Below are 16,297 nucleotides of genomic sequence, written 5' to 3'. Positions count from 1 at the left end.
TTAAAATTGGATTAATTAAGCTTGGTGCAGTATATGCGACAATAATTGCTGCTTTTTGTCATGTTATTATCAATTTATCGCTGGTTACGATAGTTTTAGCATTAAGCCAAAATGCGAAACCATATGGTATATGGATGTTGAATTTTAAATGGGTGGCACCTAATTTTATAGCCCTTACACCTATGGGGATATTAATGGCCAAGATCTATGAAACATGGGGGGCAGTGGGGATAATTCTTTTCATCCTGCCCCTCATGCTGGCCCGTCATTCCTTCAAACTCTACATGGACACCCGGCAAATGTACCTGGACACAGTCCAGGCCCTGGTTACCGCTATTGAGGCCAAGGATCTCTATACCAAAGGACATTCCGAGCGAGTAGCTGAATTTGCAGTGGAAACCGCCCGGGAACTGGATTGGCCGGAACATAAAATTGAGACTTTGCGCTATATGGCTTTGCTCCATGATATTGGCAAAATTGCCATTCCTGATGTTATCCTTAACAAAAGCACCCGTCTTAGCCCCCAGGAATATAATCGCATCAAGGACCACGCCGTAGTATGGGCAGAGATTATCAAACAGGTCAAAAATCTGGGAGATGCTTATCTTATGGTCCGCCACCACCATGAACGCATGGATGGCTCCGGCTATCCTGATGGACTAAAAGGTGAGGAAATTCCCATGGGTGCCAGAATCATTGCAGTGGCAGATTGCTTTGATGCCATGACTTCTAACCGGGTCTATCGGGCTGGACGGTCTCCCCGGGAGGCCATTCAGGAACTGCAAAAATGCGGTGGTGCTGAACTGGACAGCCAGGTGGTTCAGGCATTTGTGCAGGCCTGGGAAAAGCGGTTAGCCCCGAAGTGGGAAAAACAAATACTAACGGAAATAGAAACCGGTGCAGCCAGGGGTGAAATAGCAGCAGCACAAGCGGAAGAATAGACATTTACATAAATTGAGATGCGGTACATAGAAAGCCTTACAGTGGAGTGAGCTAAATGCGAAACAAGGAGAGTAAGGCTATATGCAATCAGGCAGAAAGCCGTCCCAAGCCAACGGGAAGGGCTTTTTTCTATGGTATCTGTTGTCGAAAAATAGAGAAACTTTGCTTTTAATATCATTCAGTTTTCTTGCAATTGCTCTACTCTCAGTTAAATGGCAAACCAGCATAACACAAGGGATGATGCTTCTTAGTTTTTATCTAATTCCTCTCGCACTGGCTGGCTATGCCTATTACAGCTACCGGCGCATGAAAGTTCAGTTGCTGCAGACCCTGGAAGTACTGGCATCTATAACCGAGCGCACAGTAGACGGCAAGGAAGGCCATAACCAGCGGGTCGCCCAACTGGCGGACTGGCTGGCTTTACAAAAGGGAATGACAGAACCGGAGCGCAAAAAGCTACGGAGGGCTGCTCTCTACCACGATATCGGTAAACTGGTTCTAAGAGGCGATGAGCTGGATCAGGATGCGCATGCGCTGGCTGGCCAGCGCATACTGGAGCGCATTCCTTTTCTGGTTGATGTCAGCCGCTGGGTAGGGATGCACCATCTGCGCTATGATGGGGCTAACTGTTACTTTAGTTTACAGGGAGAGAAAATTGAATTAGCTGCACGCATCTTGCATGTAGCTGATTTTGTTGATACATTGTTAGTTCAGGGTAAAAACAGAGAGGAAATTAAACAAATCCTCGCCTCGGAGAAAGGCAAGCTGATTGACCCCAAACTGGTGGACCTGATTATTTCCGGGTGGTGGAGGGAGGAATAAAAGTGTTCTGGATGGCACTGGTGGCTGCCTTGATTTTTGGCTGGCTGCGCCGGGGCAGCCTGGCCAGACTGGGTGAACTGGAATTACGGGGATTGATGCTGGTGGTGATTGCCTTCGCCCTGCAATTTCTGCTGGATATTCTGGCCCGGGCCCGATTTTATCCTGTTATTCTCTGGGGGGGCTGGGTCCATGTGGTCAGTTATTTTTTTCTTTTCTACTGGCTCTATCTTAACCGGCATTTGATTGGGGTCAGAATACTGGGACTGGGCTTGTTTCTTAACTTCCTGGTGATTCTGTTTAATGGTGGTTATATGCCGGTCAGTGGCCGCTTTTTACCGGCCCATGTCAAGGAGAGGCTGGCCCTCTATGAAGATGGTACCCACCGTCTGTTGCAGGTAGATGATGCCCTGCCTTTTCTGGGAGACATTTTTTATATTCCCGGATTGAATGAAGTTTTCAGCATTGGTGATGTCTTGCTGGCGGTAGGTCTTTTCTGGATTATTGCTGAAGGAATGGTGGGCAGTGGCCGGAAAAAAAGCAGCTGAAAGTTGCGTCAATCCTGAGGTAATGATAAAATTATATATTGCAAGAGTTCAGGCAAAAGGGACCCTTGTGGGTTCCTTCGTTATTATAAGGGGGCAAACGGAGTGGTATTAAATTTTTTAAAAAACTTACTAGACGATAATGCCAGAGAGATTAAGAAATTGCGCAAAGTGGTGGATGTAATTAACGGTTTGGAGCCGGAAATGGAAAAACTGTCTGATCAAGAACTGGCGGCCAGGACTGGTGAATTTAAACAACGGCTGGCCAGTGGGGCCAGTCTGGATGACCTTTTACCAGAGGCTTTTGCGGTTGTTCGCGAAGCGTCCAAACGGGTTCTGGGGATGCGCCATTTTGATGTGCAGCTTATCGGCGGTATGGTATTGCATCAAGGGAAGATTGCGGAGATGCGAACCGGGGAAGGAAAAACCCTGGTTGCTACTTTACCTGCCTATCTCAATGCCCTGGAGGGCAAGGGGGTTCATGTAGTCACTGTAAACGACTATCTGGCCAGGCGGGACTCGGAATGGATGGGTCAGGTTTATCGTTTCCTGGGATTGGAAGTTGGCTTGATTGTTCACGGCCTGGATTATGCGGAACGGAAGCGAGCCTATGCTGCGGATATTACTTATGGTACCAATAATGAATTCGGTTTTGACTATCTAAGGGATAATATGGTTATGCACGCTGACCATATGGTACAGCGGCCCTTGAATTATGCCATTGTGGATGAGGTGGACTCCATTTTGATAGATGAGGCCAGGACGCCCCTGATCATTTCCGGAGCCGGGGACAAGGCAACTGACCTCTACTATGTTTTTGCCCGCATTGCCGAAAAGCTGGTGGAAAATGAAGACTATACCGTAGATGAAAAGGCTCATACTATTGCCATGACGGAAAAAGGCATCGAGAAAGTAGAGAAAATGCTGGGAGTGGATAACCTCTACGAAGATGACCATACGGAGTTAACCCACCACCTGCACAATGCCGTCAAGGCCAAGGCCTTGATGAAGCGGGACCGGGATTATGTGGTAAAAGATGGGGAAGTCATCATCGTGGATGAATTTACCGGGCGCCTGATGTTTGGCCGCCGCTACAGTGATGGCCTGCACCAGGCCATTGAGGCCAAGGAAGGGGTAAAAATAGAGCGAGAAAGCCAGACACTGGCTACCATTACCTTCCAGAACTATTTCCGCATGTACAAAAAGCTGGCGGGTATGACCGGTACAGCGGCAACGGAAGAAATGGAATTCCGCAAGATCTACAACCTGGATGTAGTGGTCATACCCACCAACCGGCCCAACCGCCGGGTGGATTTGCCGGATTTGATTTTTAAAACTGAAAAGGCCAAATACAAGGCTGTTGTTGAGGAAATAGTGGAACGCCACCGTACCGGACAGCCAGTTCTGGTTGGTACTACTTCCATTGAAAAATCGGAAATGCTGAGTGAGATGCTGCGCAAGCGCGGAGTACCGCATCAGGTGCTGAATGCCAAATACCATGAAAAAGAGGCAGAGATAGTAGCTCAGGCCGGTCGTTTGGGGGCGGTAACGATTGCAACCAATATGGCTGGTCGGGGTACCGACATTTTGCTGGGGGGTAACCCGGAGTTTCTGGCTAAACAGCGCCTGCGGCAAATGGGTTATGATGAAAGAATCGTCCATCTGGCAGCGGAAAAGGTGCCGCCCAATATTCCCGAAGTGCTGGAGGCCAGAGAGCATTTCTTAAGGCTGTATGAGGAAGCCAAACGGGAAACCGATGCCGAACAGGAAAAGGTAGTGGCGTTAGGTGGCCTGCATATTATCGGGACAGAAAGGCATGAGAGCCGCCGAATCGATAACCAGCTGCGGGGACGGGCTGGCCGGCAGGGAGACCCGGGGAGCAGCCGCTTTTATCTGTCTCTGGAAGATGACTTAATGCGTAAATTCGGTTCAGATAATATAGCTGGCTTAATGGACAAGCTGGGGATGGAAGAAGATGTACCTATCGAACATCCTCTGGTCACCCGTTCCCTGGAAACAGCACAGAAGCGGGTGGAAGCCCGTAACTTCGAAATTCGTAAACACGTGCTGGAATATGATGATGTTATGAACCAGCAGCGGGAAGTGATTTATGAACAGCGGCGCCGGGTGCTGTTCGGGGAAAACCTGCGGGAAACAGTGCTGGGCATGGTGGAGGACCTGATCGACCGGGCCCTGGATATCTACTGCAATGCCGGTGTCCATCCGGAAGAGTGGGATCTGGCCGGGTTGTTACGCTACAGTGAGCAATTCTATCTGCCAGAGCATAATCTGACTGTGGAAGCTCTGCAGGATGTTGGGCGGGAAGAAATCCGCCGCCAGCTGCTGGAAGCGGCCCTGGCTTATTATGAAAACAAGGAAAAGGCATTGGGCCAGGAGACCATGCGGGAGCTGGAACGCATTATCATGCTGCGGGTTGTAGACGAAAAATGGATGGACCACTTAGATGCCATGGACCAGCTGCGCCAGGGCATTGGTCTCAGAGCCTATGGTCAAAAAGACCCGCTGGTTGAGTACAAGTTTGAAGGCTATGAAATGTTCCAGAACATGATTGAAAGCATTAAAGAAGATGTGGTCCGCTATGTTTATCGCCTTACCGTGGTAGAGGAACCGGAGGAACGCCAGGATGTCCAGGAAAATCTCTACCAGGACCAGCCCAAAGCACCGGTAAGAGGTGAAAAGACAGTAGGCCGCAATGATCCCTGCCCCTGTGGCAGTGGCAAGAAATATAAACGCTGCTGTGGAAGGAGTGCATAACATGCTGGGTGACTGGAAGCGCCCACTGGAAGAATTGCAGGAAAGACTGGAAGAAATGAGGGTTTCTCTTTGACCTGGCTGGTAAAGAAGCTCGTTTGAAGGAACTGGAACCGAAAACAATGGCTCCGGATTTCTGGGACCAGCCGGAGGAAGCGCAAAAACTGATGCAACAGATTACTTCCTTACAGGAACAAATTCGGGAATTCCAGGACTTATACCGGGAATGGGAAGATGCCTGGACCCTCTACCAGCTGGCAACGGAAGAAGACCTGGAAGAGATGGAGGCAGAAGTAGCCCAGGCTGTCCGGCAGCTGACCCGGGCGGTGGAAAAGAAAGAGCTGGAGGTTTTGCTCTCCGGACCCTATGATCAGAATGATGCTCTGCTCAGTCTGCATGCCGGTGCCGGTGGTACAGAGGCCCAGGACTGGTGTCAGATGCTGCTCAGGATGTATACCCGCTGGGCCGAAAACCGGGGATATAAAGTGGAGGTTTTGGATTTATTGCCGGGAGATGAAGCGGGTATCAAAAGTGCTACCCTGGAAATCAGTGGCCCTCATGCTTATGGTTATCTAAAGGCAGAAAAAGGGGTGCACCGCCTGGTGCGCATCTCCCCCTTTGATGCCTCCGGGCGCAGGCATACCTCTTTCGCTTCTGTGGATGTCATACCGGAAGTGGAAGATGAAGTTGAGGTTGAAATTAACCCTGAGGATCTGCGCATCGATACTTACCGGTCCGGGGGAGCGGGGGGACAGCATGTCAATAAAACCGACTCGGCTGTGCGAATTACCCATATTCCTACTGGCATCGTGGTACAGTGCCAGAGCGAGCGCAGTCAGATCAGCAACCGCACCAAGGCAATGAAAATGCTAAAGGCCAAACTCCTGGACCTGAAACTGAAGGAACAGGAAGCCAAACTGGCAGCCTTACGGGGAGAGCAACAGGATATCGCCTGGGGGAGTCAGATTCGTTCCTATGTTTTTCAACCCTATCGTCTGGTTAAAGATCATCGAACCAATGTGGAAATCGGCAATGTTGAGGCAGTAATGGATGGAGAAATCGATGAATTTATCAGTGCTTATCTTATTCAACAGGCCCGCCAGCGCAAGGAATAGAGAGAGGGGAAAGGGGAAAGTGCATTTCCCCTTTCCTTTTGGGGGATAACATTAAATGAGGTGATAACTTGACAACCTGGAGAAAAAGCAAATTCATATTGCAATCCCTTGGCACCCTGCTGGGCTCTCTGATCACTGCTGCCGGGATAGTCTGGTTTTTGGCCCCCAACCAGATTGCAGCCGGAGGTGTGAGCGGGATCGCCATTATCCTCAATAAGCTGTTTGGTTTTCCGGTTGGCCGCTCGATGCTGGCCATGGAAATTCCCCTGTTTATTGCCAGTACGCTGGCTCTGGGCTGGGGTTTTGCAGCTCGCACATTCCTGGGTGCCCTTACCCTGCCTATTTTTGTTGATTTGCTTACTCCCTATCTTCAGCCGGCAACCAGCAATTTGCTTCTGGCCAGCCTTTATGGCGGAGTGGTAACCGGGGCGGGGATTGGTCTGGTTTTTCGCAGCAAGGGCAGTACCGGTGGTACCGATGAACTGGCGGCCTTATTACATAAATTTGTAGGTTTACCGCTGGGGCAGATTCTGTTGTTTATTGATGGGCTGGTTATCCTGGGGGCGACCCTGGTTTTTGGGGTAGAAAAAGCCCTTTATGCGCTGATTACGGTTTTTGTGGCAGCCCGGGTAATTGATCTGGTCCAGGAAGGAATAATCTCGGCGAAAGCAGCTTTTATTATTTCAGATCACAGTGAGGAAATTGCCTGCAACATTATGACCCGCCTGGACAGGGGCGTAACTTCTCTGGCTGGTAAAGGAGCCTATACGGGCATCAGTCGGCATGTCCTTTTATCTGTTGTCAGTCAATCCGAGGTCAGCCGGCTGAAAGAGGTGGTCTATGAAACCGACCCGCAGGCATTTGTGATTGTTACAGATGTACACGAAGTTCTGGGCGAAGGATTTAAAAAATTCAACTAATGGAGGGCTTTGCATGATGACAATGGTAGAGGCAGATGTCAGGTTGATAGCGGAAAAAGCCAAAGAAATGCGCCGTCAAATAATCCGTATGATCGGAGCGGCCCAGTCCGGACACCCCGGCGGCTCCCTTTCGGCTGCGGATATCGTGGCTACCCTTTATTTCCATGAAATGCGGGTAGACCCGGCCCAACCTCACTGGCCAGAACGAGACAGGTTTGTACTGTGTAAAGGCCACGCTGCCCCGGTTCTCTATGCGGCTCTAGCGGAAAAGGGCTTCTTCCCCAAAGAAGAGCTGTTAACCCTGCGTCGCATTAATTCCCGCTTACAGGGTCACCCTGATATGAAAAAACTGCCCGGAGTAGAAATGTCTACTGGCTCTCTGGGACAGGGACTTTCAGTCAGCGTAGGCATGGCTCTGGCGGCAAGACTGGATCAGGCTGCCTGGCGGGTCTATGCCCTGCTAGGTGACGGAGAAATCCAGGAAGGACAGGTCTGGGAAGCGGCCATGGCTGCTGCTCATTACAAGCTGGATAATTTGTGCGCTATTCTGGACTATAACGGTCTGCAGATAGATGGGCCCTGCTGCGAAGTGATGAATTCCGAACCAGTTGCCGAGAAGTGGCGGGCTTTTGGCTGGCACGTCCTGGAGATTGATGGCCATGATATTACGGCCATAATCGGGGCCCTGGCTCAGGCCCGGCAGACCAAGGGGCAGCCGACAATTATCATAGCCAGAACCATTAAGGGTAAAGGGGTTTCCTTCATGGAAAACCAGGTAGGCTGGCATGGTACTGCTCCCAAACCGGAACAAGTTGAAGCAGCACTGGCTGAATTGGCTTGATGAGGAGGAAGACAGATGAGTAAAATTGCTACGAGAGAAGCTTATGGGAAAGCGCTGGCCCAGCTGGGAGCCCAGAATCCTGCGGTAGTGGTCCTGGACGCTGATTTGTCTAAATCCACCAAGACAGCAGACTTTGCCAAAGTGTTTCCGGAACGTTTTTTCAATGTTGGTATAGCTGAACAAAATCTCATGGGTATTGCCGCCGGTCTGGCCGCTGCCGGAAAAATTCCTTTTGCCAGTACTTTCGCTATGTTTGCTACCGGCAGAGCCTTTGAACAGATTCGTAACTCCATCGCCTATCCCAGGCTGAATGTTAAGATTGCCGCTACTCATGCAGGGATCACCGTTGGCGAGGACGGGGGTTCCCACCAGACGGTGGAGGACATAGCCCTGATGCGGGTATTACCAGGAATGACAGTGATTGTACCTGCTGATGGCATAGAAGCGGAGCAGGCAGTATTTGCAGCTGCTGTCCATCAGGGCCCGGTTTATCTCCGCTTTGGCCGCTCGGCAGTACCTCAGGTCAATGCGGATAACTATCGCTTTGAAATCGGCAAAATCTATGAACTGCGCCCAGGTCGGGATGTAACCATTTTTGCCTGTGGTATCATGGTCGCCGAAGCCCTGAATGCTGCAGAAAACCTGGCAGCTGACGGTATTGAGGCCCAGGTCATCAATGTGCCCACCATTAAGCCGCTGGATGCTGAGGCTGTGGTTCAGGCTGCCCGGTTAACAGGAGCGGTAGTAACTGCAGAAGAGCACAGTATCATTGGTGGTCTGGGCAGCGCTATTACCGAGGCCCTGGCTGAGCATTATCCTGTCCCGGTGGAAAGGGTAGGGATTAAAGATACTTTTGGCGAGTCGGGACAACCGGCCGAACTTCTGCAAAAATATGGTTTGACTGCAGAAGCTATAAGAGCAGCAGCATTCCGGGTCCTGAAACGGAGGGAAGGAAAATAAAAAGAATTCGCTGGGGTATCCTGGGCATGGCCCGTATTGCCAGGGAAAAATTCATTCCTGCTTTGCACGTTACTGAGGATGGTGAACTTCTGGCAGTTGCTAGCTCCAGTCAACAAGGGCAGGCACAGGCCCGGCAGCTGGGCAGTAAGAGGGTATATTCCAGTTATGAGGAACTACTGCAGGACCCCGAAATAGATGCAGTCTATATACCCCTGCCTAACGCTCTGCATAAAGAGTGGGTAATTCGGGCCGCAGCAGCGAAAAAACATATCCTGTGTGAAAAACCCCTGGCTTTAACAGCTGCTGATGCCGAGGAGATGGTTTCAGTCTGTAAACGGAATGGGGTTTTTCTGGCAGAGGCTTTTATGTATCGCTACCATCCGCAGCTTCAGAGGGTAAAGATGCTTCTGGCCCAGGGTGTGATTGGAGAGGTCAAATACTTTCGCGCTGGTTTCAGCTATCTTATGAATTGGGAAAAGAAAAATATCCGTTTAGATCCACAATTGGGCGGAGGCTGTCTGTTTGATATCGGTTGCTATTGTCTCGATGCCTTGAATTTCCTACTCGGGATGAAACCTGAGGAGATTTATGCTACTGGAGTCTTTCACCCTGAGTACAAAATAGACATAGCAGCGGCTGTCAATTTGAAGCTGGAAAAGGGTATTCTAGCCCAATTACAATTCAGCTTTCAACAGCCCTTTAGCGATTATTGTGAGATTTTCGGCGAACGGGGAACGATCACGTTACCCCGGGCCTTTCGCCCCGATAAAGCCGGCGGCCAGGGTATCATCCTGTTCACTGATGCCGGGGGCAAACAACAAGAGGAAGTCTATCAAGGCGATCCCTATCTGTTGCAGCTACAGGTTTATCATGCTAACTTGCGAACAGAGGACAATGACGGGGCTGCAATGTCCCGGCTGATCGAACAGGCTCGATTACTGGAAGCCTGCTTTGCTTCTCTACAACAGGAACAGGTGGTTCACTTATAAAAAAGGCTCTTCCTGCTATGCAGGAGGAGCCTTTTCAGCTTAGAGGGAGAGTAAATTCCACTAGCGTCCGGCCAGGATGGCTATCTATCCGGATTTGACCGCCATGAGCGTTTATCAGCTGGCGACAGATGGTGAGTCCCAGACCGGTACCGTATTCTTTGGTGGTATAGAAAGGGTCAAAAATGCGCTCCTGCAAGTCAGGAGGAATACCAGGACCGTTGTCTCTTACCCGCACTATAACCTGTGGACCGTTCCGAACAGTTTCCAGAAGCACTTCGCCCTGGCTGTTAGAAACGGCATGAAGGGCATTCTGAACCAGGTTGAGAATGACCTGTTTGATCTGGTTGCAATCCATGGCTACCGGCGGCAGGGTAGCAAGCTGTAATTTCAACTGGACACCTGTCTTGAGTTCCGGCTTAAGCAACTCAGCTACCTCACAGACCAGCTGGTTGAGGTCATGCTGCTCCTTATTTTTTGGCTCAGTGAGAGGAGCGGAAAGATAAAGCAGGTCAGTGACCAGCTGGTTGATACGATTGAGTTCGGTTTTCATTAGCTGTATAGTTTCAGTATCCAGTTTGTTGCCCAGGCTATAAAGCTGTAGAAAGCCTTTAACAGCAGTAAGGGGGTTGCGAATTTCATGGGCCAGGCCAGCAGCCAGCTGCCCGATGGTGGCCAGGCGCACTGAATTGCTGAGAGCAATTTCCCGTTGTTTGGCGGATTTTCTGGTAAGCTGGTTTAGTTTTTGTTCCATGTCATTTAAAGTGTTTTCAAGATTATTTTTTCTTTTATCCAGTATCATTTCTATAAATTGTAAGTTAGCATTAATTAATTTTTCCGATAAGGAAAATTTACTTATTATTAAGATTCGATTATTAGTATAACGACAATAAATTTGTGGACCACAAATATTACGTAAATTTTTAATAAAATTATTATTAATTTGTTGAGATGGTGGATTTTTTGAAGGAATTTCTTCGATTAAGTATAACCAATAAGTATTTACTGTGTTGTTATCGTCTACAAAAAATTGAAAAATGAATTGCCGCGAATAGAGAAAAGATCTACTTTCCAATAGTTCATTTTCAAAAACGATTTTAATTTTTTTGAGAAACATTTTTTTTGCGAAAAAAAGTATTAATGGGAATAGAATTATCGTAATTAAAGGGCTTGACTTATATGAATAAAAAATAATGATGTAGATTGGCATACAGAGACTATAAATTGTAGCTAACTCAGTAATTAAATTTTTATGGAAAATATCTGCAGCAAAGAATAGAAATAACTAATATATTATTAATAATTATATAAACACTAATAAAAAATATAATGTGAAATAGCTCAAAATTTGGTAAATAGACTTTCATTAACTTGTATAAAAAATCAGTTCCTAAATTAGAAATAATAAGCTGGCCTATATTAAAAAAGATAACGTATACTGAACGATTAATCAATTTATCCAAAAATATTGAAACTATATCTAGAATTATTACCGGGATAATTCCATAGTTAAAATATATTACTGGAAAGAGTATAGAAACTAAATTAATTGAATTTTTTAAAGGCAAAACACCAATATATGAGACTACAATAGCTGAAAAAAACAATGCTACAAAATTAAAATCTATATGAAATGGCTTTAAGTTGTAAAAAAATGAAAGTATTCCGGCAAAAAACAACATTAAAATATACAACTTGGCATACCAGGCTAATTTCATCGCTAAATAGCCTCCACTAGCTAACAATGTTTAAAAACAGTGGCAACTTAAGGATAAATGTAGTATAGTCACTTTCAGATGCCAGTTCCAGTTGACCATTATGATTGGCGGCAATTTGCTGGCAAATAGTCAGGCCCAGTCCAATCGCATTGGGCCTGGTTGTAAAGAATGGCTGGAAAACCAGCTCCCGCTTATCAGGCTCAATGCCAGGTCCGCTATCCTGTACGGTCAGAAAAACATGGGCCTGGTCCTGACCGGTTTTCACTTTAATCCAGCCTTTACTTTCCACAGCCAGGTAGCTATTTTGCAGCAAATTGATAAGCAGCTGCCGAATTTGGGCAGCATTTAGATAAAGCTCAGGCAGACCGGGATCCAGTTCTATTTTCAATTCGATTTCCCGCAGTAAAAGTTCCGGCTTAACCAGTTCTACTGTTGAGGTCACTAGCTCATTCAAATTCAGCTTTTCCCTTTGTTTATGTTCCAGGGATGGATTGGATAAATAAAGTAACCCTGTAACCAGCTGGTTAACGCGGTCTAGTTCTTCCTCCATCATCTTAATCGTATCAACAGGTAATTCCCTGCCCCATTCCAGTAACTGCAAAAAGCCGCTGACAGTGGTCAGAGGATTACGGATTTCATGGGCAATACCGGCGGCCAGCTGGCCAATAGTGGCCAGGCGAATGGACTGTTGCAATTGTTTTTCTTTTTCCTGCTGATATTCCTGACGCAACTCCCCCAGCTTTTGTTCCAGCTGATCCAGAATTTCCTCTACTGAAATCAAAGCGGGAGTGAAAGCTAACGTGGCTACCAGACAAGGAGGCTCAGCAGCTGGTTGTTTTATTTGGTCCATACTCAAAATAGCCAGCTGATTGCTGGTATAGCGGTAGACAGTTATTCTGGTATTGGACTTATACAGGGAGCGGACAAACTGGCGCAATCCATCTTCAGCGGCTAGACTGCCGTGGATTTCTTCAATATCCCTGTAGTCCGGCAATTCCAGCAGGGTAATCCAGTGGGAAGACTGCTTCTTCTGGGCTAATTGGGCCAGAGTATAGAATAAGTGTTTTCGTGAATAAAGGAGTACATTATTATCCAGAACTTCAGGCTGAGTTGTAGGCAAAGTGGGTTGTAACAGTTTTTTGATCAGATAAAGGAAAGCAGGTACCAGGATCAGGGTTTCCGTAGGACCGGCCTGATAGGCAGCAAAAATCAGATAATAAAAGGGTAAGGAAAATAACAAAGTTGAGCTAATATTCCCGAGCAAGGAAGAATAATATTGCCCGCTTAGTAAAAGCAATGGCAGGTAAAGCAGTCCATTTAATACAGTAGAGATTAAATAAAAGAATAGAAAGTTAATGAATATCGGTAATAGGAAAGGTTGATTCAGGGTTTGCAGGATGGTAGTTGTCAGGGTCAGGAAGATTGCCGTCTGTCCCAGATTGAACAACAGTTTGACCCAGCCATCCCTGCGGCTGATATTGTCAATAACAACTTCTGCTGTTCCCAGCCAGACCAGGGCTGCCGGACCGAAAAAGTAAAAACAGATAAAATCCAGACCGCTCACCAGGTTGAATGTTACCCCCAGATTAAGGGCTGATAAATAAGTGGTAATTCCTGCAGCCAGGAATAATAGGAGCAATTCGTTGCTCAGGGGCTGGTACCAGAAGGACAGATGCTGGGTCAGAAAAATAATACCAATTATAAAATAAAGCAATGCCAGTATTTTGATGGAACGGTTGGATTGCAGCAAAGTTCGACCACTCCTGAACATCTTAATTGAAAATATTAATTATAATAATATCATTATAACACAGGAAATTTATTTCATCGACACCGGGAAGGAATTTGCTACCCGGTGTCGAATATTTTTCAGGGAATGCCTGTAGGAGGGAAATTAGGTGATTGAACTTTACAATATATCCAAAATTTATCCTAATGGTGTCAAAGCCCTGCATGATCTGACCCTTAAAATCGGCAGAGGGGAGTTTGTGTTTCTGGTCGGACCCAGCGGGGCGGGGAAATCCACTTTACTGAAACTGTTGACCAGAGAGGAAAATCCCACCAGGGGCCAGATCTATATCAATGGTAAAAACATTGTGCGCATGAAAAACAGTGAGGTGCCTTATTTGCGGCGGAAAATCGGGGTGGTTTTTCAGGATTTCCGCCTGTTACAGGATAAAACGGTTTTTGAAAATGTGGCCTTTGCCTTGCGGGTGGCGGAGGCGTCCGGAAAAGAAATCAAGCGGCTGGTACCAGGCATGCTGGAACTGGTGGGCCTGAAGGGAAAAGAAAATTCCTTTCCCCGGGAATTGTCCGGTGGAGAACAGCAACGGGTAGCTATTGCCCGGGCCATGGTCAACAACCCCCTGATGGTTATTGCAGACGAGCCTACCGGTAACCTGGACCCCGATACATCGCTGGGGATTATGAAACTGCTGGCTGATATCAACAAACTGGGGACAACCATTCTCATGGCCACCCATGATAAAGAAATGGTAAATATGATGCAAAAACGGGTGGTGGCTCTGGAAAACGGGCAGATTGTCCGCGATGAGGAGAAAGGAGTATATGGCTATGAAGATTAGGACCATGGGCTACCTGGCCGGGGAAGCCATGGTCTCCCTGCGCCGTAACGCCTGGCTGGCAGCGGCTTCTGCCGGTACGGTTGCTATCGCTTTGCTGATTTTAGGGGCGGCTCTGCTGGTTGTGTTGAATACCAATTCGGTGGCCACCCATCTGGAATCTCAGGTGGAAATTTCGGTAATTGTCAAAAAAGATTTACCCCGGGAACAGGTGGAAGAACTGGGGACGCGATTACGAAATTTGGCGGGAGTCAAGGAAGTGGATTTTGTTTCCAAGGAACAGGCCCTGGAGAAGATTAAAGAAAATTTCTCCGATCGCCGCGGGGTGCTGGAAGCGATCAAGGGACAAAATCCTTTGCCTGATGTTTATCGGGTGAAGATGCAAAAACCCGAGCAGGTTAAGCCAGCGGCCCAGGAGATAGAGACCATGTTTGGAGTGGACAAGGTTAAATATGGCCAGGGTGTAGTAGAAAAGCTGTTTGCTATTACTAACTGGGTTCGAGTGGCCGGTTCAGTCTTGATCGGACTCCTGTCCCTGGCGTCAGTCTTTCTGATTTACACTACTATTCGGTTGACTGTTTTCGCCCGCCGCAAGGAAATCAATATCATGAAATACCTGGGGGCAACCAACTGGTTTATCAAATTGCCATTTGTTCTGGAAGGGCTGGTAATCGGGCTGATTGGGGCCGGAGTAGCTGTGGGAATTCTTTATTTTTCCTATACCTCTTTGCTGGAAACGGTAACTGTTTCCCTGCCCACCTTGCCCCTGACCCGGGACTGGCGGCAGCTGGCCCTGGTGTTTGAGGGCCTGCTGGGAGCAGGGGTTTTACTGGGGGTGTCAGGTAGCTTTATAGCTGTTCGCCGCTATCTACATGTCTGATGGGGGAGGGATTAAATTGCGTCGTCTGGTTTCGTTACTGCTAATATCCGTACTGACTCTTACTACGGTAAGCAGTGCTTTTGGGGCTGACAGCAGCCGCAGTCGGGAGCAAAAGGCCATCAAGGAACTTAATAAAATCAGGGCCCAGAAAAAGACATTAGAAAAGAGAAAGGATGCCACTGAAGAAGAAATCAAACGCCTGGCCGATGCTATCGACCGGGTTAAATCGGAAATAGATAATCTCCAGGAAGATATTCAGGCCAAGGAGAAGACTATCCGGACGTTGGAAGAGCAGATAGCGGCAGCGGAAGAGGAGCTGGCTCAGGCCAACCAGGAACTGAATGAACAGGTGGAACAGCTTAACAACCGCTTGCGGGACCTTTATGAAAACGGGGCGGTCAGCTATCTGGAAGTGCTACTATCCGCTGAGGATTTCTCTGACTTTTTAACCAGAGTTGACTACATGCAGGCCATTATCCAGCAGGACGGGCAGCTGGTGGAACAGATTGAAGCCAAGCAAAATGAGATTAAGGCCAAGAAAAAGAGTTTGCTGGAGCGTAAACAAAAAGTGGCTGAATTAAAACAGGCCACAGAAGCTAAGAAAGAAGAAAGCCTGGCCAAAGAGGCGGAACATGAACAGTTAAAACAACAGGCAGAAGCCAATTTGGACAAGTTCCAGGAGGAAATTGAGCGCCTGGAGGAGGAAGAAAGCCGCAAGGTAGCGGAAATTATCCGCATTCGGGAAGAAAGAAAGCGGCAGGAAAATCAGCAGAATACCCCGCGCGGGGAAGGGGCAATGAAATGGCCGGTGCCTGGGCATGGGCGGATTACCAGCGGTTTCGGCTGGCGCGTACATCCCATTTACGGGGAAGCCCGTTTCCACCGGGGTATTGACATCGGCGCTCCCCAGGGCACACCCATTGTAGCGGCCCAGGATGGGGAAGTGATTTATTCAGGCTGGATGAGCGGATATGGCAATGTGGTGATCATCGACCATGGGGGTGGCATCAGCACCCTTTATGCCCACATGTCAGCCCGCAGTGTCAGTGTAGGGCAGCAGGTTAGTAAGGGCGAAACCATTGGTCTGGTGGGCAGTACTGGCCGCAGCACAGGTCCCCATCTGCATTTTGAAGTGCGAAAAAATGGAGAACCGGTCAATCCGCTGGGATATGTGTAAGAATTTGCGAAAGGGTCAAATCTGGCCCTTTCTTGTTTTT

General features: G+C 48.0%; 15 protein-coding genes. 12 read left to right on the top strand and 3 right to left on the bottom strand.

Annotated features, from left to right (window positions below; all coding sequences use genetic code 11):
- Window positions 1-194 precede the first annotated feature (194 nt).
- The 9 genes from CTH_RS14170 (at window position 195) to CTH_RS10590 (ending at window position 9,903) form a co-directional block, all read left to right on the top strand.
- A complete protein-coding gene (locus tag CTH_RS14170; RefSeq protein WP_159073867.1) occupies window positions 195-941 on the top strand; it encodes an HD-GYP domain-containing protein in 747 nt (248 codons plus the stop codon).
- Window positions 942-1,179: 238 nt separating this feature from the next.
- Window positions 1,180-1,764 (top strand): HD domain-containing protein, encoded by a 585-nt coding sequence (locus tag CTH_RS10625; RefSeq protein WP_159073866.1) that lies wholly within the window; start codon window positions 1,180-1,182, stop codon window positions 1,762-1,764.
- Between the two features lie 11 nt (window positions 1,765-1,775).
- A complete protein-coding gene (locus tag CTH_RS10620) occupies window positions 1,776-2,309 on the top strand; it encodes a DUF5317 domain-containing protein (RefSeq protein ID WP_242947934.1) in 534 nt (177 codons plus the stop codon).
- A 102-nt stretch (window positions 2,310-2,411) separates the two neighbouring features.
- Window positions 2,412-5,081 (top strand): preprotein translocase subunit SecA, encoded by a 2,670-nt coding sequence (gene secA / locus CTH_RS10615; RefSeq protein WP_078664647.1) that lies wholly within the window; start codon window positions 2,412-2,414, stop codon window positions 5,079-5,081.
- 1 nt (window position 5,082) lies between these two features.
- Window positions 5,083-6,193, top strand: a protein-coding gene (gene prfB, locus CTH_RS10610; RefSeq protein ID WP_177592992.1) for a peptide chain release factor 2 whose coding sequence is annotated in 2 segments (ribosomal slippage) — window positions 5,083-5,151 and window positions 5,153-6,193 — 1,110 coding nt in all. Because the reading frame shifts where the segments join, the coding sequence is not laid out codon by codon here.
- 68 nt (window positions 6,194-6,261) lie between these two features.
- Window positions 6,262-7,113, top strand: a complete 852-nt coding sequence (locus CTH_RS10605) for a YitT family protein (protein ID WP_078664646.1) — start codon at window positions 6,262-6,264, stop codon at window positions 7,111-7,113.
- A 22-nt stretch (window positions 7,114-7,135) separates the two neighbouring features.
- Complete coding sequence (locus CTH_RS10600) at window positions 7,136-7,954, top strand: transketolase (protein WP_107754323.1); 819 nt, start codon at window positions 7,136-7,138, stop codon at window positions 7,952-7,954.
- 15 nt (window positions 7,955-7,969) lie between these two features.
- Window positions 7,970-8,914, top strand: coding sequence for a transketolase family protein (locus CTH_RS10595; protein WP_107753843.1), 945 nt, complete (start codon window positions 7,970-7,972; stop codon window positions 8,912-8,914).
- The gene (locus CTH_RS10590; protein WP_318262823.1) at window positions 8,845-9,903 is read left to right on the top strand and encodes a Gfo/Idh/MocA family oxidoreductase; all 1,059 of its coding nucleotides are present in this window, start codon (window positions 8,845-8,847) and stop codon (window positions 9,901-9,903) included. Before CTH_RS10595 ends, CTH_RS10590 begins: the two co-directional genes overlap by 70 nt.
- Before the next feature lie 34 nt (window positions 9,904-9,937).
- Here the strand turns inward: CTH_RS10590 and CTH_RS14165 are convergent, their stop codons facing one another.
- From CTH_RS14165 to CTH_RS10575, 3 genes are all read right to left on the bottom strand, one after another.
- Complete coding sequence (locus CTH_RS14165) at window positions 9,938-10,654, bottom strand: ATP-binding protein (RefSeq protein ID WP_159073865.1); 717 nt, start codon at window positions 10,652-10,654, stop codon at window positions 9,938-9,940.
- Window positions 10,655-11,150: 496 nt separating this feature from the next.
- On the bottom strand, window positions 11,151-11,618 hold the full coding sequence (locus CTH_RS10580; protein ID WP_107753839.1) for a hypothetical protein: 468 nt from the start codon (window positions 11,616-11,618) through the stop codon (window positions 11,151-11,153).
- A 16-nt stretch (window positions 11,619-11,634) separates the two neighbouring features.
- A complete protein-coding gene (locus CTH_RS10575) occupies window positions 11,635-13,368 on the bottom strand; it encodes a two-component system sensor histidine kinase NtrB (protein ID WP_159073864.1) in 1,734 nt (577 codons plus the stop codon).
- 148 nt (window positions 13,369-13,516) lie between these two features.
- On the opposite strand from CTH_RS10575, the gene ftsE reads away from it, so the two are divergent.
- Genes ftsE through CTH_RS10560 form a run of 3 tightly spaced genes read left to right on the top strand, consistent with a single transcriptional unit; the run spans window position 13,517 to window position 16,257 of the window.
- A complete protein-coding gene (ftsE, locus tag CTH_RS10570) occupies window positions 13,517-14,203 on the top strand; it encodes a cell division ATP-binding protein FtsE (RefSeq protein WP_078665532.1) in 687 nt (228 codons plus the stop codon).
- Window positions 14,193-15,080, top strand: coding sequence for a permease-like cell division protein FtsX (gene ftsX / locus CTH_RS10565; RefSeq protein WP_078665573.1), 888 nt, complete (start codon window positions 14,193-14,195; stop codon window positions 15,078-15,080). The genes ftsE and ftsX overlap by 11 nt, the downstream gene beginning before the upstream one ends.
- A 16-nt stretch (window positions 15,081-15,096) precedes the next feature.
- Window positions 15,097-16,257 carry a murein hydrolase activator EnvC family protein gene (locus tag CTH_RS10560; RefSeq protein WP_159073863.1) on the top strand — a complete coding sequence of 387 codons (1,161 nt, stop codon included), beginning with the start codon at window positions 15,097-15,099 and terminating at the stop codon, window positions 16,255-16,257.
- The last annotated feature ends 40 nt before the right edge of the window (window positions 16,258-16,297 follow it).

Origin of the sequence: Carboxydocella thermautotrophica (assembly GCA_003054495.1) — a bacterium.
Lineage (GTDB): Bacteria > Bacillota.
Note: the sequence above shows the minus strand (reverse complement) of the source record. Positions and strands in the feature narration are given on the sequence as shown.